23 protein-coding genes are annotated in these 22818 nt (G+C 45.3%); 17 read left to right on the top strand and 6 right to left on the bottom strand.

Translation table 11 applies throughout. The features are described from left to right. Nucleotides 1-8: 8 nt before the first annotated feature. The gene (gene qoxC, locus MHH79_RS19665; protein ID WP_015384990.1) at nt 9-623 is read left to right on the top strand and encodes a cytochrome aa3 quinol oxidase subunit III; all 615 of its coding nucleotides are present in this window, start codon (nt 9-11) and stop codon (nt 621-623) included. Nucleotide 624: 1 nt separating this feature from the next. After that, the gene (gene qoxD / locus MHH79_RS19660; RefSeq protein ID WP_015384989.1) at nt 625-999 is read left to right on the top strand and encodes a cytochrome aa3 quinol oxidase subunit IV; all 375 of its coding nucleotides are present in this window, start codon (nt 625-627) and stop codon (nt 997-999) included. Nucleotides 1000-1041: 42 nt separating this feature from the next. Here qoxD and ywcE read toward each other — a convergent pair whose 3' ends face one another. After that, on the bottom strand, nt 1042-1305 hold the full coding sequence (gene ywcE / locus MHH79_RS19655; protein WP_003227411.1) for a spore morphogenesis/germination protein YwcE: 264 nt from the start codon (nt 1303-1305) through the stop codon (nt 1042-1044). Between the two features lie 496 nt (nt 1306-1801). Here ywcE and rodA point away from each other — a divergent pair, with 496 nt between their 5' ends. The 3 genes from rodA to MHH79_RS19640 all read left to right on the top strand — a co-directional run bounded on the left by rodA (nt 1802) and on the right by MHH79_RS19640 (nt 5013). Continuing rightward, nucleotides 1802-2983, top strand: coding sequence for a cell shape-determining peptidoglycan glycosyltransferase RodA (gene rodA, locus MHH79_RS19650; RefSeq protein ID WP_340034840.1), 1182 nt, complete (start codon nt 1802-1804; stop codon nt 2981-2983). A 105-nt stretch (nt 2984-3088) separates the two neighbouring features. Continuing rightward, on the top strand, nt 3089-3838 hold the full coding sequence (gene nfsA / locus MHH79_RS19645; RefSeq protein ID WP_043858905.1) for an oxygen-insensitive NADPH nitroreductase: 750 nt from the start codon (nt 3089-3091) through the stop codon (nt 3836-3838). A 173-nt stretch (nt 3839-4011) separates the two neighbouring features. After that, nucleotides 4012-5013: an LLM class flavin-dependent oxidoreductase gene (locus tag MHH79_RS19640; RefSeq protein ID WP_251217794.1), complete on the top strand. Its 1002-nt coding sequence runs from the start codon at nt 4012-4014 to the stop codon at nt 5011-5013. A 37-nt stretch (nt 5014-5050) separates the two neighbouring features. Here MHH79_RS19640 and vpr read toward each other — a convergent pair whose 3' ends face one another. Continuing rightward, nucleotides 5051-7471 carry a serine protease Vpr gene (vpr, locus tag MHH79_RS19635; RefSeq protein ID WP_251217793.1) on the bottom strand — a complete coding sequence of 807 codons (2421 nt, stop codon included), beginning with the start codon at nt 7469-7471 and terminating at the stop codon, nt 5051-5053. Nucleotides 7472-8000: 529 nt separating this feature from the next. Here vpr and MHH79_RS19630 point away from each other — a divergent pair. Further along, entirely contained in the window at nt 8001-8303 is a 303-nt protein-coding gene (locus tag MHH79_RS19630; RefSeq protein ID WP_080030757.1) for a hypothetical protein, read from the top strand. Nucleotides 8304-8342: 39 nt separating this feature from the next. Beyond that, nucleotides 8343-9173 (top strand): sac operon transcriptional antiterminator SacT, encoded by an 831-nt coding sequence (gene sacT / locus MHH79_RS19625; protein ID WP_003227423.1) that lies wholly within the window; start codon nt 8343-8345, stop codon nt 9171-9173. A gap of 38 nt (nt 9174-9211) precedes the next feature. Here the strand turns inward: sacT and MHH79_RS19620 are convergent, their stop codons facing one another. Beyond that, nucleotides 9212-9982, bottom strand: a complete 771-nt coding sequence (locus MHH79_RS19620; RefSeq protein WP_047183377.1) for a formate/nitrite transporter family protein — start codon at nt 9980-9982, stop codon at nt 9212-9214. A 300-nt stretch (nt 9983-10282) separates the two neighbouring features. On the opposite strand from MHH79_RS19620, the gene scrA reads away from it, so the two are divergent. The 3 genes from scrA (at nt 10283) to MHH79_RS19605 (ending at nt 13446) form a co-directional block, all read left to right on the top strand. Then, complete coding sequence (gene scrA / locus MHH79_RS19615; RefSeq protein WP_015384981.1) at nt 10283-11668, top strand: PTS system sucrose transporter subunit IIBC; 1386 nt, start codon at nt 10283-10285, stop codon at nt 11666-11668. After that, entirely contained in the window at nt 11665-13104 is a 1440-nt protein-coding gene (gene sacA / locus MHH79_RS19610; protein WP_340034839.1) for a sucrose-6-phosphate hydrolase, read from the top strand. The genes scrA and sacA overlap by 4 nt, the downstream gene beginning before the upstream one ends. A 93-nt stretch (nt 13105-13197) precedes the next feature. After that, nucleotides 13198-13446, top strand: a complete 249-nt coding sequence (locus MHH79_RS19605; RefSeq protein WP_251217791.1) for a hypothetical protein — start codon at nt 13198-13200, stop codon at nt 13444-13446. A gap of 90 nt (nt 13447-13536) precedes the next feature. Here MHH79_RS19605 and MHH79_RS19600 read toward each other — a convergent pair whose 3' ends face one another. Further along, nucleotides 13537-14352 (bottom strand): bifunctional hydroxymethylpyrimidine kinase/phosphomethylpyrimidine kinase, encoded by an 816-nt coding sequence (locus tag MHH79_RS19600; protein ID WP_014665830.1) that lies wholly within the window; start codon nt 14350-14352, stop codon nt 13537-13539. A 191-nt stretch (nt 14353-14543) separates the two neighbouring features. On the opposite strand from MHH79_RS19600, the gene MHH79_RS19595 reads away from it, so the two are divergent. Both MHH79_RS19595 and MHH79_RS19590 read left to right on the top strand, forming a co-directional pair. Continuing rightward, nucleotides 14544-15350 (top strand): glycosyltransferase family 2 protein, encoded by an 807-nt coding sequence (locus MHH79_RS19595; protein ID WP_047183375.1) that lies wholly within the window; start codon nt 14544-14546, stop codon nt 15348-15350. Nucleotides 15351-15363: 13 nt separating this feature from the next. Next, entirely contained in the window at nt 15364-16041 is a 678-nt protein-coding gene (locus tag MHH79_RS19590; RefSeq protein WP_015384978.1) for a uracil-DNA glycosylase, read from the top strand. A gap of 24 nt (nt 16042-16065) precedes the next feature. Here MHH79_RS19590 and MHH79_RS19585 read toward each other — a convergent pair whose 3' ends face one another. Then, complete coding sequence (locus MHH79_RS19585; protein WP_047183373.1) at nt 16066-17436, bottom strand: aldehyde dehydrogenase; 1371 nt, start codon at nt 17434-17436, stop codon at nt 16066-16068. Between the two features lie 165 nt (nt 17437-17601). On the opposite strand from MHH79_RS19585, the gene MHH79_RS19580 reads away from it, so the two are divergent. From MHH79_RS19580 to MHH79_RS19570, 3 genes are all read left to right on the top strand, one after another. Next, a complete protein-coding gene (locus tag MHH79_RS19580) occupies nt 17602-17919 on the top strand; it encodes a YwdI family protein (RefSeq protein ID WP_063334925.1) in 318 nt (105 codons plus the stop codon). 19 nt (nt 17920-17938) lie between these two features. Continuing rightward, a complete protein-coding gene (locus MHH79_RS19575) occupies nt 17939-19261 on the top strand; it encodes a purine/pyrimidine permease (RefSeq protein WP_015384975.1) in 1323 nt (440 codons plus the stop codon). A gap of 61 nt (nt 19262-19322) precedes the next feature. Then, nucleotides 19323-19694 carry a DUF423 domain-containing protein gene (locus tag MHH79_RS19570; protein WP_003227446.1) on the top strand — a complete coding sequence of 124 codons (372 nt, stop codon included), beginning with the start codon at nt 19323-19325 and terminating at the stop codon, nt 19692-19694. A 43-nt stretch (nt 19695-19737) separates the two neighbouring features. On the opposite strand, the gene gerQ is transcribed toward MHH79_RS19570, so the two are convergent. Then, on the bottom strand, nt 19738-20283 hold the full coding sequence (gene gerQ / locus MHH79_RS19565) for a spore coat protein GerQ (RefSeq protein WP_014478336.1): 546 nt from the start codon (nt 20281-20283) through the stop codon (nt 19738-19740). Between the two features lie 319 nt (nt 20284-20602). On the opposite strand from gerQ, the gene spsA reads away from it, so the two are divergent. Beyond that, nucleotides 20603-21373, top strand: a complete 771-nt coding sequence (gene spsA, locus MHH79_RS19560) for a spore coat dTDP-glycosyltransferase SpsA (RefSeq protein ID WP_340034836.1) — start codon at nt 20603-20605, stop codon at nt 21371-21373. A 4-nt stretch (nt 21374-21377) separates the two neighbouring features. Continuing rightward, a complete protein-coding gene (locus tag MHH79_RS19555) occupies nt 21378-22802 on the top strand; it encodes a CDP-glycerol glycerophosphotransferase family protein (RefSeq protein ID WP_046340279.1) in 1425 nt (474 codons plus the stop codon). Nucleotides 22803-22818: the final 16 nt, after the last annotated feature.

The following is a 22818-nucleotide window of genomic DNA, read 5'->3' as shown; positions in this document are numbered from 1 at the left end:
CGTGAGTTATGGAACATGCAGAACACGGCAATTCTAACGCGCCTATGGAATATCAATCTGAAACCGGCAGACTTAATATTCTCGGGTTTTGGATCTTTTTAGGGGCAGAAATTGTGTTGTTCTCAACACTATTTGCAACCTTCTTCGTTCTTAAAAACAGAACAGCTGGAGGTGTCTTGCCAGACGAACTATTTGAAGTCAATCTGGTAATGATTATGACGTTCTTGCTGCTGATCAGCAGCTTTACCTGCGGGATCGCTGTTCATGAAATGCGCCGCGGAAGTTTAAAAGGCGTAGTCATTTGGACAATTATCACTCTTCTTCTCGGTGCCGGCTTCGTCGGGTGCGAGATCAACGAGTTTGTCCACTATGTACATGAAGGAGCATCTCTCGGTACAAGTGCGTTCTGGTCTGGATTCTTTGTTTTACTTGGAACTCACGGAACTCACGTAACAATCGGGATTTTCTGGATCACAGGAATTCTGATTCAGTTGAAAAAACGCGGCTTAACTCCGCAAACTTCATCTAAAATCTTTATCTCAAGCTTGTACTGGCACTTCTTAGATGTTGTATGGATTTTCATCTTCACAGGTGTCTATCTCATGGGATTGGGGGGTCTGTAAAATGGCAAACAAATCTGCTGAACACAGTCACTTTCCATGGAAGCACATTGTAGGTTTTGCACTGTCTATCGTTTTGACCCTGCTGGCTCTATGGGTTGCAGTGTATACTGACCTAAGCTCATCAGCAAAACTTTGGATCATTTTCGGCTTCGCCTTCATCCAGGCGGCGCTCCAGCTTCTCATGTTCATGCACATGACAGAGAGCGAAAACGGCACGATCCAAGTCGGAAACACGCTGTTCGGATTCTTTGGCGCGATCGTTATCGTACTTGGATCCATCTGGATTTTCGCGGCTCACTATCACCATGGTGACCATATGGACGGAAATCCTCCTGGAGGCGCTGAACACTCAGAGCATTCAGGCCATAACGAATAATACAAAAAACCCTCTTCATTGGAAGAGGGTTTTTTGCTGTCTTCAGCTGCTTCGCTTTCTGCGAAGATACGGAAGACCGTAAATGATAAATGCGGCGATATGAGCGACAATGACGTTGACGGCAAACAAGATAATCATGAGAGTGTGTCCAAGTGGAGAAAGGCTTTCTGTTGCGTAAAAGAAGAAGAATACCCACATTAAAATGATTGGCGGAATAGCTGAGAGTGCGACTTTTTTGTTATCAAGCCAAATAAAGAGAGGCGTTGCGCTAGCAACCAGTAAGTAAGCAAAAAACATGTCCATCATACCCGTCTCCTTTCATTTTGTGATAACGTTTACAAAAATGAAATAGAGGAACTGAGTTGTGTCTGTTTTGTGATTGTTTTTTGAACATTCTGTTACAATTATTATACCATGTTTTCCAGAAATTGATACGTGTTTTTGCAGAAATGGACTGGATCTATCGTCTTATTTTTTTCGTTTAATGTGCTAGGAGAATGTATGGGCATGGGGCTGTGAATTTTTAGCTGTTTCTATGTGAGGTATCACATTATTTGGGAACATAACACATTATCGCATTCGTTTTTTAACAAATTCTTTTGGTATGGCGTTTTTTTCATTTGAAAAGTTTTGTGTCAATCGAAACATTTCGGTTTATGATACGTCATATTTCGTGTAGCTGAAAAAGCGCCGCAAATGCTGAAAAAACATAAAAGGAAGCGAGCTTCACGTGTCATCTTGAACGTGGTTCATGTATAATAAACATTAGTGATTTTCCGATGAAAATGTAAGGCGGGATAGAATGAGTCGATATAAGAAACAGCAAAGCCCCTTTTACCAGGGGGATTTGATTTTTATATTTGGTGTGTTTTTTATTATAAGCGTAGTATCAATTTATGCTGCCGGTCAGTTTGGGCAGTATGGGAACACGGATTGGATTCAGCAAATTGTGTTTTATCTTTTGGGGGCTGTTGCCATTACAGTTCTTTTATACTTTGATTTAGAACAGCTTGAAAAGTTAAGTTTATATATTTTTATTATTGGTATTTTATCTTTGATTGTTCTTAAAATCAGTCCCGAGTCTATTGCACCTGTTATTAAAGGGGCAAAAAGTTGGTTTAGGATCGGTAGAATAACAATACAGCCGTCAGAGTTTATGAAGGTTGGTTTGATTATGATGCTTGCTTCAGTTATTGGAAAAGCAAATCCTAGAGGAGTTCGGACGCTTAGGGATGATATCCACTTGTTATTAAAGATTGCGGGTGTCGCAGTTATTCCTGTAGGTCTTATCTTGATGCAGGATGCTGGGACTGCGGGAATATGTATGTTTATCGTTCTTGTAATGGTTTTTATGTCAGGAATAAATTGGAAATTGATTGCGATCATAGCTGGTTCAGGTATCTTACTCATTTCATTAATTTTATTAGTAATGATAAACTTTCCTGACGTTGCTAAATCAGTTGGAATACAGGACTATCAAATTAAGCGGGTCACTTCTTGGGTGTCTGCTTCAAATGAGACACAGGAAGATTCAAATGATAGCTGGCAAGTTGACCAGGCCATCATGGCAATAGGATCTGGTGGTATTTTAGGTAATGGTATTTCTAATTTGAAGGTTTATGTTCCAGAGAGTACGACTGACTTTATCTTTTCTATAATAGGTGAGTCATTTGGCTTTATAGGCTGTGCAATTGTTGTCATCATGTTCTTCTTTTTAATCTACAGGCTTGTCGTTCTGATAGACAAAATACATCCGTTTAACCGTTTCGCTTCTTTCTTTTGCGTTGGCTATACGGCGTTAATTGTGATTCACACATTCCAGAATATCGGAATGAACATCGGCATTATGCCTGTTACCGGGATTCCGCTGCTGTTTGTCAGCTATGGGGGAAGCTCGACACTATCCACGTTAATCGGATTTGGGATTGTATATAATGCAAGTGTGCAGCTGACGAAATACAGAAGTTATCTTTTTAATTCTTAATATGCAGACAGCCTTTACAGAGGCTGTCTTTTTTTGTGCAGAGCATTTCACTTTTGAGATCACTTTTTTTCGGATATGATAAAAAGTGATAAGGAGGTTTTTGTGATGAATAACACAATCGAAACCATTTTGAACCATCGGTCAATCCGGTCTTTTACTGATCAGCTTTTGACAGCTGAAGAAATTGATACATTAGTGAAAAGTGCGCAGGCTGCGTCTACATCCAGCTATGTGCAGGCATATTCGATTATCGGGGTTTCTGATCCTGAGAAAAAACGTGAGCTGTCCGTGCTTGCTGGGAATCAGCCTTACGTTGAGAAGAACGGACACTTTTTTGTATTTTGTGCGGATTTGTACCGCCATCAACAACTGGCTGAGGAAAAAGGTGAACATATTTCTGAGCTGCTCGAGAATACAGAAATGTTTATGGTTAGCTTGATTGATGCGGCGCTGGCAGCGCAAAATATGAGCATTGCCGCTGAATCTATGGGGCTTGGCATTTGCTATATCGGCGGCATTCGGAATGAGCTGGACAAGGTGACAGAGGTGCTGCAAACGCCTGACCATGTGCTCCCGCTTTTCGGACTGGCGGTAGGCCATCCTGCGAACCTTTCTGGCAAAAAACCGAGATTGCCAAAGCAGGCTGTTTATCATGAGAATACGTATAATGTGAACAAAGACGATTTCCGTCATACTATGAATACGTATGACAAAACCATTTCTGATTACTATAGAGAAAGAACAAACGGGCAGCGGGAAGAAACGTGGTCCGATCAAATACTGAACTTTATGAAGCAAAAGCCGCGTACGTATTTAAATGACTACGTGAAAGAAAAGGGCTTTAATAAAAACTAAAGCAAACCTCTCCGTCTGGAGGGGTTTTTATGTTTCACGTGTAACATATTCCGACAAATAGGGACAGGCTTTCACAAATAAATGGCGAATGATAGGGGACACTGATAAGCAGTGTGAGCGGCTTTGGAGAAAAAATAGTAGATCAGTGATACGATGAGGATGAGGTGGTAGGGATGGTTTCATTAAGTATATTAGATCAATCTCCAGTATCAGAGGGCAGCAATGCAGAAACGGCCTTACAGCAAACCGTTGCGCTTGCCCAAGCTGCTGAGGACCTTGGATATAAGAGATTTTGGGTTTCTGAGCATCACTTTTCAAAACGGCTGGCAGGGTCCAGTCCTGAGGTGCTGATCAGTCATATAGCGGCGAAAACAAAGCGAATTCGTGTTGGATCAGGAGGAGTCATGCTGCCGCATTACAGTGCTTATAAAGTAGCTGAAAACTTTCGTGTTCTGGAGGGGCTGACACCAGGAAGAATTGACCTAGGGCTTGGCAGAGCACCGGGGGGAATGCCGATTGCATCATGGGCGCTGAATGACGGCGGTAAGCGCAATGCTGATCAGTATCCGCAGCAAATCAAGGAGCTGACCATGTATTTGCATGATTTGGCGGATGATAAACACCGTTTTCCGAATCTGACGGCTGCGCCGCATATTTCAACGGCTCCGGATGTGTGGCTGCTCGGCTCATCTGGAGAAAGCGCGCTGCTCGCCGCGGAATCTGGCGCTGGCTATATGTTTGCCCATTTTATCAATGGAGAGGGCGGAGAGGGTACTGTCAGACAGTATAAGAGACGATTCAAACCGTCTGTGTTAGGGGATACGCCCCGAGCGGCAGTTGCTGTTTTTGTTCTTTGTGCTGACACGGAGGAGAAGGCAGAGGAGCTTGGGGCTGTGCTCGATTTTACGCTTTTGGCAGGGGAGCAGGGTATTCCTTTAGAGGGAGTTCCTTCGTATGAAGCTGTTCGGAAAAATACGTATTCCCCTTATGAACAGAGACGAATTGCTGATAATCGAAATCGAATGATTGTTGGTACGAAAGAACAGGTTAAGGAGCAGCTGCTAGCTTTGAGTAAAGCGTATGAAACAGAGGAAATCATGGTGGTGACCATTACACATCATTTTGAAGACAAGCTCCGATCGTATCGCTTATTGCAGGAGGCGTTTGCTGACTGATCTTTAAAAAGCCCTGCCGATTCGGCAGGGCTTTTTCTTATTCAACAGTGAAAGGTTCTTCGGTCAAAACCTGGCTTGACTTGCCTTTGTTCGCGGCATATGCGAGCAAGTAATACTCTCCGGCCGGAAGTTTGGTTCCGTCATTAATCGTGCCGTCCCAGTCAAAGTACTGGTAACCTTTATCTTGGTTTTTATAAATGCCGGCTTGGCCTGCGAAATCAAGGTTGCTGTCATAGACGAGGAACGCCAGCTCTTCCGCTCCCGCAGGAAGGTAGGTTTCAATTTGATAGGTACCTTGTACAGACCCTTCGCTGACAGAGACAGATGTAACTCTCGGATAATCGGGCTCTTTCACAATCAGTAATGTAGGTACCTTAGCGACCGTTTTTCCGCCTTCTCTGACGATAACCGTTCCTTCATAGGTGCCAGCTTTTGTTTTCTTCGTATTGACCTTTACTTTAGCAGTGGCTTTCCCGGTTTGATGTGCCGGAATCACAACACGGCTTGTGCCGGATGTGGAGATGCCGCTGCCATTAAATGAGTATTCCAGTGTGTATGATTTTCTAATGGAAGATTGATTTTCAATCGTAAACGTTTCTTTTTTCGTTTCGTTTCCGTTTTCTTTCAAGAACGTGCCGTATGAATAGCTTCCAGGTGAGACGAGCGAATCGGCTTTGATCGCGTTCATGATTCTTGCGCTGCCTGCGCCTTGAGCGTTATGCGGATATACTTCCCCATCGCCATCCTTTAAAGTGACAGCGGTATTCATGATGGCGGCTTTAATCTGTTCAACGCTCCATTTTGGTTTGGCTTGTTTAATAACGGCAACCGCTCCGGCAATATGAGGCGATGCCATGCTTGTTCCTTGTTTTGATCCGTAGCCGTATGGATGGCCAGGATCGTGTGTTGGGATCGTGCTCACGATATTGACCCCTGGCGCCGAAATATCAGGCTTAATCATCCACGTATCCATAACAGGGCCGCGTGATGAGAAATCAGCCACTTGTTCACCGAGCGCTTTTGAGACCGTCAACTTGAATGTTGTTTTTGTCTCACCAGCTTTCAGGGCGCTGACGAGTTTTTCGCCGTCTTCTAATGAAAGTTTAATCGTTGGGACAGACATGCCTGGCACATTGGCTTCAATTTCTCCTGAGAGATTGTTATACACAACCATGCCGATGGCACCAGCTTTTTTAGCGTTATCCGCTTTATCCACAAATGCAATGCTGCCTCGTTTGACAATGGCGACTTTGCCTGTCAGGTCTTTCCCTTCAAAATCCTTTGCTTCGCCGATTCCCGCTTCGACAAGCTCAATTTCTTTGTTATTGAGCGCTTTGACGTCGTCCTCTTTGTTATAGCCCATCACTTTTGCTGAAGAGTAGGAGCCGAATGTGACGGCGTATTCATTGAGCGGCAGCTGAGTCGCACCGACAGAAATCGCTTCTCTTGATGTGCCCGGCGATCCGACTGTCCAGCCGTTCGGTCCGCTGTTGCCGTTTGAGGTAACAGCGACAACGCCTTCTGACATGGCCCAGTCAAGCGCTGTGCTTGTCGCCCAGTCCGGGTTGTTTAAAGAGTTTCCGAGAGACAGGTTCATCACATCTGCCCCGTCCTGCACTGCACGTTCCACGCCCGCGATGACGTTTTCCGTTGTGCCGCTTCCGCCAGGCCCTAACACACGATAAGCAAGAAGTGAGGCATCAGGCGCTACGCCTTTAATTGTTCCGTTTGCGGCCACAGTTCCGGCTACGTGTGTGCCGTGGTCAGTCGCTCCGCCCCTCGGATCGCCTGTTGGTGTTTCTTTTGGATCGTAATCATTGTCCACAAAATCGTATCCTTTATATTGTCCAAAGTTTTTCTTCAGATCTGGGTGATTGTATTCAACCCCAGTGTCAATAATCGCCACCTTGATGCCTTTTCCTGTGTAGCCTAAATCCCATGCATCGTTTGCTCCGATATAAGGCGCACTGTCATCCATTTGCGGAGATACGGCGTCTTCGGAGATTGTGACGTCTTTATCCTTCATATTGTCTGTTTTATATGTGACGTTCGGGTACACTGCCTTAACGTCTTTTACCGCGAGAAGTTTTGGAATCTCATTAGCTGGAAGCTTCATAGAGAAGCCTGAGAATACCTGCTCATATTCCCGGTTTACTTTTCCGTTTTTCACCGCTTTGATTGCTTTGTTTTTTGCTTTTGTGCGAGCGGTTTTCAGCTTGCTTTTCGATTGGCTTTCTCCCGCTTCCTTCGCTTCTGCCAAGGATTTTTCTTTTAATTCCACTATAACGGTTGTTTTTTTGCTTGTCGTCATGTCGATATCACCGAATACCTCGGCTTTTTCCAGATCAGCCGACGTTTTTGAAGAAGCCGGAGCTGCCTGGACGCCCGTAATACCTGTGGATAACGCAAAAAATAAGACAAAACTTACAAGCAGAAAGCGAATGATCCCCTTTTTCAATGTGTTTCCCCCTTTGTATTTAAAAAAAATGTGAAAGATCTAGTATATATTTCTTGAAAATTCAAAAAAATCCTTGTGTCATTTGGACCATTTATTGGATTTTGTTTGTGTATAACGAAGGAGTTATACACAGAACCCTGTGTATAAGTGAATAAACCTGTGTATATATATAGTTAGGAATATATGTTCGTATACAAAATATAGATAGAGTTTGTGGACATGTGGATATCTCTTGTGATTAAGTTGTTCTTATCTTTGGGATAACTTGTGTATAAAGTTTTCAAAGCAGTTCTCCAATTTTCATTTCAATTCTTTCAGCTTTCAACAAAACTTCTAAAAACTAGTTGGTTTTTTCACTCATATTGTGACAAAGAATTCTCTTTCCACGGTCTATCATAGAGTCATGAGTTTTGCTAGAGCCGCTAGTTTGCGAGAAAAGAAATCGGCCGTCTTTTCTTGCGGGCCGCGGCTGAGAAAACGGGCTGCTAAAAAGGCTGCCTGCCAAAAAGAAGCGGAGGGATGTTTTTCTATGAAACGTTTGCTTGTATCTTTACGGGTGTGGATGGTCTTTTTGATGAACTGGGTGACGCCGGAAAGAAAAACTGCGGCTGCCGCGGTCTATTCGGCTCAGCGTACATACCAAAGAAAGGCGGCTGTGCAGGCCGCAGGACTCGTTTCGTTTTATGAGTGGCGGATGGCTGTGAATGAGGAAGAAAAGCAGAAAGCGAAAGCCGCCGCGCTTTATAAAAGAAGATGTTTGCAAGCCTTCAAGGAATCGCCAAAGCAGGAGAGAGCGGGCCCGCATCTTTACATGGCGGTCAAAAGGAGGTAAAATCCCAGTCAAAAGCAAATTGGCGGGAGAGATAACCTCTTGAAAATCTATAAAGTATTAAACAACAATGCGGCTTTAATAAAAGAGGATGATCAGGAAAAAATCGTGATGGGGCCAGGAATCGCTTTTCAAAAAAAGAAAAATGATCTCATCCCTATGAATAAAGTGGAAAAAATCTTTGTCGTGCGCGACGAGAATGAAAAGTTCAAACAAATCCTGCAAACACTGCCGGAGGAGCATATAGAAATAGCTGAGGATATCATCAGCTATGCGGAAGGAGAGCTCGCGGCGCCGCTGAGCGATCACATTCATATCGCGCTTTCCGACCATTTGTCCTTTGCGATCGAAAGGATTCAAAATGGGCTGCTTGTGCAGAATAAATTGCTGCATGAGATAAAGGCGCTCTATAAAAAAGAATACGAGATCGGCCTGTGGGCGATCGGACATGTAAAAGAGACATTGGGCGTGTCTCTGCCTGAAGATGAAGCGGGTTATATTGCCCTTCACATCCATACGGCGAAGATGGATGCGGAGAGCATGTATTCGGCGCTGAAGCATACGACCATGATCAAAGAAATGATAGAGAAAATAGAACAATACTTTAATCGAAAGGTGGATGAAAACAGCATTTCCTATCAACGCCTTGTCACGCATTTGCGATACGCGGTCAGCCGGTTGGAATCAAATGAAGCGCTCCATCGTATGGACGAGGAGATGCTTTATTTCATCCAAAAAAAGTATTCATTCGCCTATCAATGTGCGCTGGAGCTGGCGGAGTTTTTGAAAAATGAATATCAATTACATTTGCCGGAATCCGAGGCCGGCTATATCACGCTGCATGTCCAGCGTCTTCAAGATCTCTCGGAATAACCGCCTTGACTTGCAGGGAGTGATCTCTGGAAGTTTTTTTATTGATCAGGATTCAGTGTGTAGTACATCCAGCCCATCATAACTATTCCCGCGGTCAGATTGCCGAGCGTAACGGGAATTAAGTTTCTGACTGCTCCCATCAGTGTCACTGTATCAGGGTGCTCAATCAAAAGCGAGATGGCGAATGTGCACATATTGGCAATGCTGTGTTCAAAGCCGGAAATAAAGAAGCAGAAAACGAATAGCATCATGGTAAACAGCTTTGCTCCTTCCCCTTTGAGAGACATTGGAATGAAAAAGGCGAGGCACACAAGCCAATTGCACAGCATTCCTCTGAAAAACAATTCGGAAGCCGGCGGTTCCATTTTGTGCTCTGCCAAATGAATCAAAAAGGAATGAACAGAAGGCTCCTCAAAAAGTCCCGTCGCGCTGATCAGGATGGCAAACAGAATGGCGCCGATTAAATTGCCGGCATAGCTTGACATCCACAAGTACAGGGTGTCGCGCCAGCTGAGTTTTTTCCGAAGCGCGGTATAGGTGAAATAAAAGGTGTTGCCGGTAAATAAATCTCCGCCTCCGTAAGCAATCATCAGAATAGCGGCCCCGAAAGTGACAGCAGCTGCCGGAAAGGCAAACGGAGAATCAGCCATAAAGAAATAGCTGCCAGTTTTGCTTGCGGCTGTAATGCCAAAACCAATAAACATACTGGCTAAAATGGACCGAAGCACATAACGGATTTTGCTTGAAGCGAATATGTTTTGTTTTTTCAAAGCATACTGTTCAACCTTTTGCAATGCTTGAGTTTCCATTGTCTATTCCTGCTTTCTTTCATGATTGAGCATAGTATAGCACGATATTGTGAAGTGTTTCACAATTAATTTTTACGAATTTTTGTCTACACGTTTTATCAAACTATTTAACTAAAAAATAGTTGACGAAAACGCTGTCATGTTTTATGATGAAAGCGTATTCTTAATCTGAATAAGCGGGATTGTGACTGGTAAAGCAGGCAAGACCTAAAATTTGCGTAAATGAAAAAGGATCGCTGTGTCCTTTATTCGTTGGCGAATTTTAGGTCTTTTTTGTTTAAATAAAAGGGGGAGAAATAGATGGATTACAAAGAGACTGCAAAACGCCTCATTGAGCTTCTCGGAGGGAAAGAAAATATTATCAGCGCGGCTCATTGTGCAACAAGACTGCGTTTAGTGATGAAAGATGAATCAAAGATAGATCAAGCACAAGTAGAAGAGCTTGATGGCGTCAAAGGGGCTTTCAGCAGCTCTGGCCAGTACCAGATCATTTTTGGAACAGGCCTTGTGAATAAAGTATTCGATGCCTTTTCTAAAGAAGCTGATATCGAGCGTGAAGAACACGTAAATCATCAGAATGCGGCAAAAGAAAAGCTGAATCCCGCTGCGAGATTTGCGAAAACGCTTTCTAATATTTTTGTTCCAATCATCCCGGCTATTGTAGCCAGCGGCCTATTAATGGGATTGCTGGGTATGATCAATGCGTTTCATTGGATGAGCAAGGATTCTGCGCTTTTGCAGCTGCTTGATATGTTTTCAAGTGCAGCATTCATTTTCTTGCCGATTTTAATCGGGGTCAGCGCTTCAAAAGAGTTTGGCAGCAATCCATACTTGGGAGCGGTCATCGGGGGAATCATGATTCATCCGACTCTTTTAAATCCATGGGGATTGGCGGAAGCAACACCTGATTACATGCATCTTTTCGGATTTGATATCGCGCTTCTCGGCTACCAGGGAACTGTTATCCCTGTCCTGCTTGCGGTGTATGTGATGAGCAAGGTAGAGAAATGGACGAGAAAAGTGGTTCCACATGCGGTAGATTTGCTTGTTACACCATTTGTTACTGTAATTGTTACCGGGTTTGTTGCTTTTATCGCGATTGGCCCTCTGGGCAGAGCGCTTGGTTCCGGCATTACGGTTGCTTTAACTTATGTATATGACCATGCCGGTTTTGTTGCGGGTCTGATTTTCGGGGGCACGTATTCACTCATCGTGCTGACAGGTGTTCATCATAGCTTCCATGCGATTGAGGCGGGGCTTATTGCAGATATAGGCAAAAACTACTTGCTGCCGATCTGGTCAATGGCGAATGTCGCACAGGGCGGCGCCGGGCTTGCCGTCTTCTTTATGGCGAAAAAGGCAAAGACAAAAGAAATCGCACTTCCGGCTGCATTTTCCGCTTTTCTCGGCATTACTGAGCCCGTCATCTTCGGAGTCAATCTGCGCTACCGAAAACCGTTTATCGCCGCGATGATCGGAGGCGCATTGGGTGGGGCATATGTCGTCTTTACACATGTAGCTGCAAACGCTTACGGGTTAACGGGTATTCCGATGATCGCCATTGCGGCTCCGTTTGGCTTCAGCAACTTGATTCACTATCTGATTGGCATGGCGATTGCGGCAGTGTCAGCGTTCATTGCAGCATTTGTCATGAAGATTAATGAGGATGAGGAGAGGAAAAAATGACAGCACATGACCAGGAGCTTCGTCGCCGGGCTTATGAAGAAGTGGAGAAAAAAGAACCTATCGCTGACAGCGATCCGCATCGCCAGCATTTTCACATCATGCCGCCGGTTGGGTTGCTGAATGACCCGAATGGCGTGATTTATTGGAAGGGCAGCTATCATGCATTCTTTCAGTGGCAGCCGTTTCAGACAGGGCACGGCGCAAAATTTTGGGGGCATTATACGACACAGGATGTTGTGAATTGGAAGCGGGAAGAGATTGCGCTGGCTCCGAGTGATTGGTTTGATAAAAACGGCTGCTATTCGGGCAGCGCTGTCACGAAAGACGATCGGCTCTATCTGTTTTACACAGGAAATGTCAGGGATCAGGATGGAAATCGGGAAACGTATCAATGCCTGGCTGTTTCTGATGACGGGCTGTCCTTTGAGAAAAAGGGTGTCGTCGCCCGCCTCCCTGAAGGATATACGGCGCATTTTCGCGATCCGAAGGTATGGGAGCATGAAGGCACATGGTATATGGTGATTGGTGCGCAAACAGAGAATTTGAAAGGGCAGGCTGTATTGTTTGCTTCTGATAACCTGACAGAGTGGAGATTTCTTGGCCCGATAACCGGAGCGGGCTTCAACGGGCTGGACGATTTTGGATACATGTGGGAATGCCCTGATTTGTTTTCCCTTCAAGGATCGGACGTACTGATTGTTTCGCCTCAAGGGCTTGAGGCTGACGGTTTCCGTTATCAGAACGTATATCAATCAGGTTATTTTGTCGGCCGTCTCGATTATAACAAGCCTGAACTGAAGCATGGTGAATTTACGGAGCTTGATCAAGGTTTTGATTTTTACGCGCCGCAAACACTTGAAGACGATCAGGGAAGGCGGATTTTGTTTGCATGGATGGCGGTGCCTGACCAGGATGAAGGGTCCCATCCGACGATTGACTATCACTGGATTCACTGCATGACGCTGCCGAGACAGCTGACGCTTTCAGGCCAGAAGCTGATTCAGCAGCCGCTGCCTGAGCTAAAAGCCATGCGCAGAAATGAGAAAAAAATACACATCAACATGCATGGATCATCTGGTGCGCTTCCGGTGGAAAAACCTGAAAGAACTGAGATTCTACTGGAAGACATTCATACGGAGTCTGGCTTTTCAATCAGTATCCGCGGAACGGCTACGTTTTCCTTCCATAAAGACGAGGGGATTGTTACGCTGGAACGAAAGAGCTTTGACGGAAAAAGAACAGAAGCGAGACATTGCCGCATCAAGGATTTGCATACCGTACACATGTTTCTCGACGCGTCATCTATGGAAATCTTTATAAATAACGGAGAAGAGGTCTTTAGTGCAAGATATTTTCCTTTCCCGGGAAATCATGAAGTAACAGCCAGTTCGACCGGGAAATCTGAAATGAATGTCGGAATTTGGACACTTATGTAGAAAATCCTTCTATTTTCTTATGTGAAATCTGAGCCATCTGTGCTATTCTTCAACGATAACCTACTATTTTTTTCTGTAAAAGGAGTTGTTTTCTTGAATATACATGAACAGAAGATAACACCGGAATGTTTGGAAAAGGCTGCTAACCAAGTTGAAGATAAGCGGGAAGAATATAAGGATGTGCTGCTTCAGCTGAAAAAAATGCTTGGCGGAACAACGCCGCACAGTGAAACGACGGAAATTCTCACGCGGGCATATGAACAAATGAAGGAATATGCACTTTTTGTTCAGTCGATAGAAACATTTTTGAGGAAATCTGCAAACAATTTAAAAATCAAATAAACAGGCTGCCGATGGGATCGGCAGTTTTTTCTGTGAAAAGTCTTCGGTGATTTAAAAAGGGCTGCCTCTCTGTAAGGCAGCCCCTTTTGTTTATGATTGTTGATTCAGGCGCAGTGCAGAATGCTTCGTAGGACCAACATACTGGTTTAGCGGGAAGGATTCTTTAATGGCCGCTGTGATGAATTCTTTCGCTGCGTAAATGGCTTCTTTGACTTCCGCACCTTTGGCAAGCTCCGCTGTCACGGCTGCTGAGAACGTACAGCCTGCGCCATGTGTATAAGGCGTATCGATCATTTCGCTTTCAAGGACTTCCGCTGTTTCTCCGTCATAGAGAACATCAACGGCTTTCTCATGTTTGAGTTTGCCTCCGCCTGTAATGACGACATATTGAGCGCCGAGTGCGTGAATTTTTTTCGCGGCTTCGATCATATCGTCAACTGTTTTTAGTTCATCCATGCCGCTGAGCTGGCTGGCTTCAAACAAGTTTGGCGTAATGACAGTGGCTAGCGGAGCCAATTGCTCACGCAGGGCTTGGGCGTGCTCCGGATAAAGGACTTCATTAGCACCTTTGCAAACCATAACTGGGTCAATTACCACATTTTTTAATTGTTTTTCTTTGATCGTTTTTGCCGCAAGCTCGATAATATCAACGGTTGGCAGCATTCCTGTTTTCATGGCGTCCACACCGATGCCGTCTGTAATTGTTGCAAGCTGGGCGCGGATTGTATCAGTATCGATCGGGAATACCTGATGGTCCCAGCTGTTGTTTGGGTCCATCGCAACGATCACCGTTAAGGCGGTCATCCCGTATACGTTTTTTTCTTGAAATGTTTTTAAATCAGCTTGAATCCCAGCACCGCCGCTGGAATCTGAGCCGGCAATGGTGAGTGCTTTATGCATAGACATGTCTTGAACCTCCATCGTGTTTTGTCTTTCATTATAGTTAGATTTTCTCTGTATCACAATATAGAAGGCTTAGCAATTCATCTAGTATTTTCATTATCACCTTATCCTGTTTCAGTAGGATATTCCCACTGATCTCCCGTCCAATATATGTTTTAATAGTACATGACTATGAAAATGAGAAGGAGAGCATCATGAAGATTTCTATCGTAATTGTGACCTATAATCGGATTCCGGCTTTGTGTGAGCTTTTGGAGTCGATTTCCCGCCAGACCTTGAAGCCGTATGAAATTATTATTGTGAATGATGCCGGGGAATCGGTCGTGCCGGTCAAAGCACTTTATCCGGAGCTGCCGATTGCTGTCATCAATTTAGAAAAGAACTCGGGGCATGTGGCTGCGAGAAATGCCGGTGTAAAAGAGGCGTCTGGCGATTGCATTATGCTGTGTGATGACGATGATTTCTTTACGCCAGGGCATGTGGAAAGAATGGCGAAGGAAATAGAAACGGCAGATTTCGTTCATTCTGATGCGGAAATAGTTTCGTTTGAAGAGAAAAACGGAACAAGATATCCAGTGTCACGGAAATTGTTTGCTTATACCGCTGACTATGAGGATATGAGAGTGTTTTCTACATACGTGCCGTCGGGCAGCATGTACAGACGTTTTCTGCATGATGAAATCGGGTATTTCGATGCTGATGTGCACAATTACTGGGATTGGGATTTTTATCTGCGCGCAGCCAAGGATTACCGGGTGAAGCGTGTCCCTTGCGCCAGTGTGATTTATGCCTTCAGTGACGCGGGAGACAATCAGTCTGCGGACCTTGGCGCCAAGCGGAAGCAATATTTGGATCGGTTAAGTGAAAAGCACGGACTCGGGGAGCTGCCGACGAAAAACTTTGCCGTCCTGCTTGAAGAGCCTGAGATGAAGAGGCGGGAAGCAAAAAGTGAAATGGTTTGGGATGGCGAGCCTGTATATTCCAGACTTCATCGTTCGTAAGGGGGCCTGAATCTTGAAACAGCTTTTACAAGACAGCTGGTGGAATCAGCTAAAGGAAGAGTTTGAGAAACCGTATTATCAAGAGCTCAGAGAAATGCTGAAGAGGGAATACGCGGAGCAAACGATTTATCCGGACAGCCGGGATATTTTCAATGCGCTGCATTATACATCATATGATGATGTCAAGGTCGTCATTCTGGGACAAGATCCGTATCACGGGCCGGGACAGGCTCAAGGTTTAAGCTTCTCTGTCAAGCCCGGTGTAAAGCAGCCGCCTTCGTTAAAAAATATTTTTCTTGAGCTGCAGCAGGACATCGGGTGCAGCATCCCGAATCACGGGTCGCTTGTCAGCTGGGCAAAGCAAGGCGTTCTTTTGCTGAATACTGTGCTGACAGTAAGGCGCGGACAGGCGAATTCCCATAAGGGAAAAGGCTGGGAGCGACTGACGGACCGAATTATTGACGTGCTGAATGAAAGGGAGCAGCCGGTTATCTTTATTTTATGGGGACGGCATGCTCAAATGAAAAAAGAACGGATCGACACCTCCAAGCATTTTATCATTGAATCGACGCATCCCAGCCCGTTTTCGGCGAGAAACGGATTTTTCGGGAGCAGACCTTTTTCCCGGGCAAATGCCTATCTGGAGAAAATGGGAGAGGCGCCGATTGATTGGTGTATTAAGGATTTGTAAAAAGCGCAGGTTATCTGCGCTTTTTTATTTGAGTATTTTTCGAATCATTCGCAGCCCGTTTTTGGAGGAAGGATAACGAAATGCGAAGTCGAAGCGGTTCGTTTGTTTGACGACGCTTTTTTTGTGCGTGAATGTGTTAAAACTGTCAAACCCGTGATAGCTGCCGATGCCGCTTTCCCCGACGCCGCCGAATGGCAAATACGGCGTCGCCACATGCATTAACGTATCATTGACACAGCCCCCGCCAAACGACAGATTTCCTAAAACAGCGCGCTCAATTTCTTTGTTTATGGTGAAGAGATACAGGGCGAGCGGCTTAGGGCGCGATTGGACTTTTTCAATGACTTCCCCGATATTGCGGTATGTAAAGAGCGGAAGAATCGGCCCGAAAATCTCCTCCTGCATCACTGGAGAGTCATCTCTCACTTGTTCGAGAATGGTCGGCGCAATTTTGTGATGATTGGGATCAGATTGTCCGCCTGTGAGTGGGATGCCGTCATTCAGAAAGCTGAGCAGCCGCTGATAGTGGCGCTCACTGACGATTTTGCCATACTGCGGATTCTGTTCCGGCTGAGGGCCGTAAAATTCTATGATCGCACGCTTCATTTCTTCTGTGAGCTTCGTTTTGATGTCCTCGTGTACAAATAAATAATCCGGTGCGATGCAGGTTTGTCCCGCATTTGTAAATTTCCCGAAGACGATGCGTTTGGCGGCAAGCTGAATGTCAGCATCTTTATGGACGATGCAGGGGCTTTTGCCGCCGAGCTCCAAGGTTACGGGAATTAATTGTTTAGCGGCGGCCTCCATGACGATTTTTCCCACGGCTACGCTGCCGGTAAAGAAAATGTAGTCAAAGGGCTGCTGTAATAATGCTGTGCTGACGTCGGGCCCGCCTTCTGCCATAGCGACATAATCGGTCGGAAAAACGCTGCTGATGAGTTTGGAAAGAATAGCAGAAACAGCCGGCGTATATTCTGATGGCTTGAGAACGACCGTGTTCCCCGCCGCAATGGCTCCAATCAACGGAGAAAGCGCCAGCTGCAAGGGATAGTTCCAAGGCGCAATCACCAAAACGGTTCCATACGGCTCAGGAATGATGATGCTTTTAGAGCCTAGATGAGTCAGCGGCGTTTTGACTCGTTTCGGCATGGACCATTTTCTCAGCCGTTTCATGACAAAGCTGATTTCCTCCAAGACAATTCCGATTTCTGTTGAGTATGCTTCTTGCTCGGATTTGTGGAGATCCTGGTAGAGAGCGGCTATGAGATCGGCTTCATGAGTTCTGACGGCTTGTTTCAGCTTCCGCAAAATGTTCAGTCTCGATTCAAGCGGTCTCGTATGTCCCGCCGCAAAATAGGCTTTATGCTTGCTGATGATAGAGGGGATGCTGTTCATTCCGTCTCTCCTTTTTGTAAGGTATGGTGATTTATTATGTGAAAAATCTCTTCTGCTTGTCAATCGCAAGGTTTGTCAGAAAAAATAACAAACTCATATCTGCGTTTACAGCAGGAATTTGATAAAATGCAGGAAGACAACATTTATTTTTTTGGAGGGTGCTTCATGAACATTCATATATCTGCATTAATTCAAAAGATGGAAGAGGAGCTGAAAAAAGCAAAAACAGCTGAACGGGATGAGGAGCTGAAGCGTTATGTAGCGGTTGTCCGTTCTCTGTGTGATGTCGTGCTTGATCAGCCGGAGAACGCGAGCGGGCCCCGCATACAGCCGAGCGTTACGACAAGTCCTGCCGCGCCGCCATCGACAGACCAGTTGATGATGGAAAAAATGATGGGGAGCGCGGGATTAAACAAATATCGAAAGCAAGAAAAAGAGAGGCAGGAAGAGGATGGAAACGGAGAGTCTTTATTTGATTTTTAAAGAGAGAGGTTGAGCTTACGTGAAATTGGTTCTTGGCGCGCTGCAATGGACAGCGTTTATCATTGCTGCGGCGATAGTTGTTCCGGTGGCGGTTGCCCAGTCGTTTCATCTGGATCACTCAGATTCTGCAAGATTGATTCAAAGCACTTTTTTTGTACTGGGAATTGCCGCCGTCATTCAGTGTTTGAAAGGCCACAGACTGCCGATTAATGAAAGCCCAGCCGGCTTGTGGTGGGGAGTGTATACGATTTACGCAGGGCTGACGGGAACTGTGTTTGCGACATATGGAGACACACTGCGGGGGTTGCAGGGAGCCCTTCTTGTAAGCGCTGTATGTTTCTTTTTGTTAAGTGTTTTCAAGGTCATTGACAGACTTGCAAAATTGTTTACTCCGGTTGTAACGGGCGTCTATTTATTGCTTCTTGTCATGCAGCTGAGTCAGCCCATTATAAAAGGAATTCTCGGAATCGGTTATCGACAGGACGGGGTGGACGGTCTTGTATTTGGCCTGGCGCTTGTTGTGATCGCTGCCGCCTTTATAATGACAAATTCGAACATCATGTTTTTTAAGCAATATTCTATTTTATTAGCCTTGTTCGGCGGATGGGTGCTGTTTGCGGCTGCCGGAGCGGCAAAGCCGATTGAAATGCCGGACCGGCTGTTTCAGCTGCCTTCCCTGTTTCCTTTTGGGACACCGTTATTTAACAGTGGCCTGATCATCACTTCTATTTTTATTACCATCTTGCTGATCGTGAATATGCTGGCGAGCATGAAGGTCGTGGACATCGCCGTGAAAAAATTCAGCAAACAGCCTGATGGAAAGCATCATGAACGCCATGCCGGTTTTGCCGCTTCATTCAGCCATCTGCTTAGCGGTTTGACGGGAGCTATTGCGCCTGTTCCGATTTCGGGAGCCGCGGGTTTTATTGAAACGACCAAAATGCCTTCTAAAAAACCGTTTATGCTCGGCAGTATTCTGGTTATCGTGATCAGCGTGATCCCGTTTTTTATGAATACGTTTGCGAGCCTGCCGTCACCCGTTGGATTTGCGGTGAATTTTGTTGTGTTCTCCGCAATGGGCGGTCTGGCCTTTGCCGAATTTGATTCATATGAGAAAGAAGAATCAAAAAGGGTGAGGTCTATCATCGGCATCTCGCTGCTGACAGGGGTCGGTATCATGTTTGTTCCTGAAACTGCGTTAAAGGGATTGCATCCGGTATTTATTTCTCTATTAAGCAACGGGCTCGTATTAGGGACGCTTGCTGCAATAGCAGCTGACCAGTTCCAGCTTTGGCGCAGGAGAAAATCCGACAATCTCGTGTCAACAGAGAACAAACATTGAATTTTGGTGCAGGTGCGATAAGATAAATGATATGAGTTTAACGAAAAGGCGGGAGAGATAGATGAAAGTTTTTATCATATTAGGGGCCATTAACGCCCTGCTTGCCGTGGGACTCGGAGCATTCGGCGCTCACGGATTAGAAGGGAAAATACCTGATAAATATCTTCAGGTTTGGCACACAGGCGTGCAGTATCATATGTATCACGCCCTTGGGCTATTCGTTGTCGCGTTTCTGGCTGATAAATTATCCGGCATAGGCAGTGTCACGACAGCCGGCTGGCTGATGTTTGCGGGAATTGTGCTGTTTTCCGGAAGCTTATATATTCTAAGTGTGACGCAAATCTCCATTCTTGGAGCGATCACCCCGCTCGGCGGTGTGGCGTTTATTATTTCTTGGATTATGATCGTTGTCGCAGCCGTCAAATATCTATAAACAAAAAAGCCAATCCTCATCATATGAGTGATTGGCTTTTTTCTTATCTTGGCGAATAGGACGCCATGGAATATGGATACGTATAAGCAATTTCTTCATCAAATGTAATGTAATCGAGGTAGATTGTCAGGAGCAGGTAGCGTGTTCCTGATTTCGGGTCGCTGATAATAATGTGATCCCGGCCCGCAGCTTCGATGACGCCGCGAAAAATCTTCGAGCCCCATTCCTTGCTGTTTTCAAATGTCATATAAATGGTGGCCGTTTTTCCCCGATTCAGGCGCAAAATATTCTCGATGTAAGATTCCTCAACAGGCAGCATGCCGGGAACGCTTTGGCCCGGTCCTGACGGTGTAGGCCCCGATGGAATTTGAAAACCGCCGCCCTGCTGCTGGCCCGGGAATCCAAATCCCTGCTGTCCTTGTTGTCCTTGCTGTCCCTGCTGCATTGGCATCATTGGCTGCATCCCCATTGTCTGCATTTGTGAGCCTTGGCCTTGCTGCGGGTACGGGTTGGCGCCAAACTGAGGCTGATACCCCTGCATATTATCAAATCCCTGCATTTGCTGATATTGATTTTTTTTCGGTTTCATATCGTTCCTCCTTTTTATGAAAACCATTCAAAACATGTTCTGGATGTATAGGTGAACGCTCCGCGATGACTCACCTCCGATGGAAAACGATCTTAGTCGCTGGTGCGATTTTTATCTCTTTCACCTTATGAGGCTGATGCTTGGATTATGCTGAAAAAGAACAGCGGACCGATCAGATTTCGCTCTGGGCAGCCGCTGTTTTTCAGAGACATACACAAACTTTTCGCATATTGGTTTGTATCCCTAGCGCAACTCGAGCATAAGCAACATAAGATAACGATAGTTTCAGGTGTGAAGTTCCAAGAAGGAGGTGTAGGATTTGCCTAAAGTATCAGTCATTATGACGAGCTATAACAAAAGCGATTATGTGGCAAAGTCCATTTCTAGCATACTCTCACAAACGTTTTCAGATTTTGAATTGTTTATTATGGATGACAACTCCAATGAAGAGACGCTGAATGTAATCCGTCCTTTTTTGAATGATAACCGAGTGCGTTTTTATCAAAGCGATGTATCTGGAGTGAAGGAAAGAACAGAAAAAACGAGATACGCTGCACTGATCAATCAGGCGATTGAGATGGCGGAGGGTGAATATATCACCTATGCGACGGATGACAACATCTATATGCCGGACCGCCTCCTGAAAATGGTGCGGGAGCTCGATACCCATCCTGAAAAGGCTGTGATTTACTCAGCCTCCAAAACCTATCATTTAAACGAGAATCGCGACATTGTAAAAGAAACTGTCAGGCCTGCCGCTCAAGTGACATGGAACGCGCCGTGCGCAATTGATCATTGCTCGGTTATACACAGGTATTCGGTGCTTGAGAAGGTAAAGGAGAAGTTTGGCTCCTATTGGGATGAAAGCCCGGCGTTTTACCGTATAGGAGATGCCCGGTTCTTTTGGAGAGTCAATCATTTTTATCCGTTTTACCCGCTGGATGAGGAGCTGGACCTGAATTATATTACCGACCAATCGATTCACTTTCAGCTGTTTGAATCAGAAAAAAATGAATTTGTCAGGAACCTTCCGCCGCAGCGAAATTGCCGAGAGCTGCGTGAATCATTAAAAAAGCTTGGAATGGGGTGAGAGCTTGTCGGCCTATTTAAGCAATTATTGGGTGCTGTACCGGAAGTACGTGGAGCTTTTTGACAAACTTCGCTACAAAGGGATTCCGCTTGGGCTTATCAGTAATTTTTATCAATACATCAGTCCTGAGCTGAGGGTGATGATGGAAGAAGAACCGGAATTATTCGGATCGGTGGATCAGCATATCGATGAGGGACAGATTCAGCCGTTTTTTGAAGAAAGAATCCAAAAAATCGTAAAAACAAATGACGAACCTGTTAAAGGGAAAGTCATTTTGCACTTTGATTACCTGCGTTTTTCAAACGAAAATTACTATCAATTTGATCCTGAAAAAACGGCTGTTTTGGCCAGATGGAGTTTGCCGGATTATTGTGATCTGCCTGTAATTAGCAAGCGGGAGATTGCGGATTCATGCCAAAAAGGCGATTCGAAGCAGTATCTCGAAACAGCCTGTTCGCTTCTTGCCCCTTATGATGATCACCCGGCATTTGGTGATCAAGCGTTTCGCGACCGGCTTTTCAAAGATATTCCTTTATTTATAGAGGCCATTGATACAGTTGATGCGCTGTTTGAACAGGAAAAGATTTCAGCTGTTATTGTCGGAACGGCAGAAGACATTTACAGCAGGGTGCTCGCTCTCATGTGTCAAAGAAAAGGGGCCGTCAGCATTTGTCTTCAGCATGGCGCATTGATGGGAGATGAAGCCTTCATTCCTGTTTTTACAACCTATCAAGCTGTATTTGGTGCGTATGAAGCAGAGTGGTTCATGCGAAAAGGCTGTAAACCCGAGCAGATTCTCGTAACGGGACATCCCCGCTTCGATCAGATTTTTAACAGAACGCCTATGGATATGTCCATATTCTATCGAAAACTTGCTTTTCAGCCGACTAAAAAAATTGTGCTCATTGCCACTCAGCCCTTTTCAGAAGATTTTTATTCCGGTGTGCTGCAGGGGCTTTCTGATCAGAAGCAGCTGCAGATTATTATCAAACCCCACCCGTGGGAAATCGGAAAAAACAAGCTTGATCTGTATCACGAGGCGGCGAAAAAACATAAAGCATGCAGAGTCATCAAAAAGGAGCTGGAGCTTTATGATTTGCTGCCGTATGCTGATGCCGCAGTGACGCAGACCTCGACAGTCGGCCTTGAAGCCATGCTGTTTCAAAAGCCTGTGCTGATCGGAAAATCGTCCGGAAATCGCTCGTATCCGTATTATGAGTCTCTTGGCGATTTTATGTTTGACCAGCCGGATGAACTTGCGCAGACCTTGGTTGAGGTTCTTCGAAGTCCCGGCGTGCATCAAAAAGCAGAAGAGGCGCGCCTGGCATTCATAGCGGCTAATTATCCGGTGGCAGAATCAACAAATGCTTTATTTGCGGAACTGAAAGCCAAAACAGGAGTTGATTACAGGCGGGAAGATACTGAATAAAATGATAGGAGCGCAA

This window comes from Bacillus sp. FSL K6-0993 (genome assembly GCF_037977205.1).
Classification (GTDB): Bacteria; Bacillota; Bacilli; order Bacillales; family Bacillaceae; genus Bacillus; species Bacillus subtilis.
Note: the sequence above shows the minus strand (reverse complement) of the source record. Positions and strands in the feature narration are given on the sequence as shown.

What these genes read in the sequence shown, in the direction of transcription:
- MHH79_RS19630 (WP_080030757.1), top strand. Translation starts at nt 8,001, where the DNA reads ATGAAACGTTTGCTTGTATCTTTACGGGTGTGGATGGTCTTTTTGATG.
- MHH79_RS19620 (WP_047183377.1), bottom strand. Translation starts at nt 9,982, where the DNA reads ATGGAAACTCAAGCATTGCAAAAGGTTGAACAGTATGCTTTGAAAAAA.
- MHH79_RS19570 (WP_003227446.1), top strand. Translation starts at nt 19,323, where the DNA reads ATGAAAGTTTTTATCATATTAGGGGCCATTAACGCCCTGCTTGCCGTG.
- qoxD (WP_015384989.1), top strand. Translation starts at nt 625, where the DNA reads ATGGCAAACAAATCTGCTGAACACAGTCACTTTCCATGGAAGCACATT.
- MHH79_RS19585 (WP_047183373.1), bottom strand. Translation starts at nt 17,436, where the DNA reads ATGAACAGCATCCCCTCTATCATCAGCAAGCATAAAGCCTATTTTGCG.
- qoxC (WP_015384990.1), top strand. Translation starts at nt 9, where the DNA reads ATGGAACATGCAGAACACGGCAATTCTAACGCGCCTATGGAATATCAA.
- ywcE (WP_003227411.1), bottom strand. Translation starts at nt 1,305, where the DNA reads ATGATGGACATGTTTTTTGCTTACTTACTGGTTGCTAGCGCAACGCCT.
- scrA (WP_015384981.1), top strand. Translation starts at nt 10,283, where the DNA reads ATGGATTACAAAGAGACTGCAAAACGCCTCATTGAGCTTCTCGGAGGG.
- MHH79_RS19600 (WP_014665830.1), bottom strand. Translation starts at nt 14,352, where the DNA reads ATGTCTATGCATAAAGCACTCACCATTGCCGGCTCAGATTCCAGCGGC.
- gerQ (WP_014478336.1), bottom strand. Translation starts at nt 20,283, where the DNA reads ATGAAACCGAAAAAAAATCAATATCAGCAAATGCAGGGATTTGATAAT.
- MHH79_RS19580 (WP_063334925.1), top strand. Translation starts at nt 17,602, where the DNA reads ATGAACATTCATATATCTGCATTAATTCAAAAGATGGAAGAGGAGCTG.
- sacA (WP_340034839.1), top strand. Translation starts at nt 11,665, where the DNA reads ATGACAGCACATGACCAGGAGCTTCGTCGCCGGGCTTATGAAGAAGTG.
- nfsA (WP_043858905.1), top strand. Translation starts at nt 3,089, where the DNA reads ATGAATAACACAATCGAAACCATTTTGAACCATCGGTCAATCCGGTCT.
- rodA (WP_340034840.1), top strand. Translation starts at nt 1,802, where the DNA reads ATGAGTCGATATAAGAAACAGCAAAGCCCCTTTTACCAGGGGGATTTG.
- MHH79_RS19595 (WP_047183375.1), top strand. Translation starts at nt 14,544, where the DNA reads ATGAAGATTTCTATCGTAATTGTGACCTATAATCGGATTCCGGCTTTG.
- MHH79_RS19640 (WP_251217794.1), top strand. Translation starts at nt 4,012, where the DNA reads ATGGTTTCATTAAGTATATTAGATCAATCTCCAGTATCAGAGGGCAGC.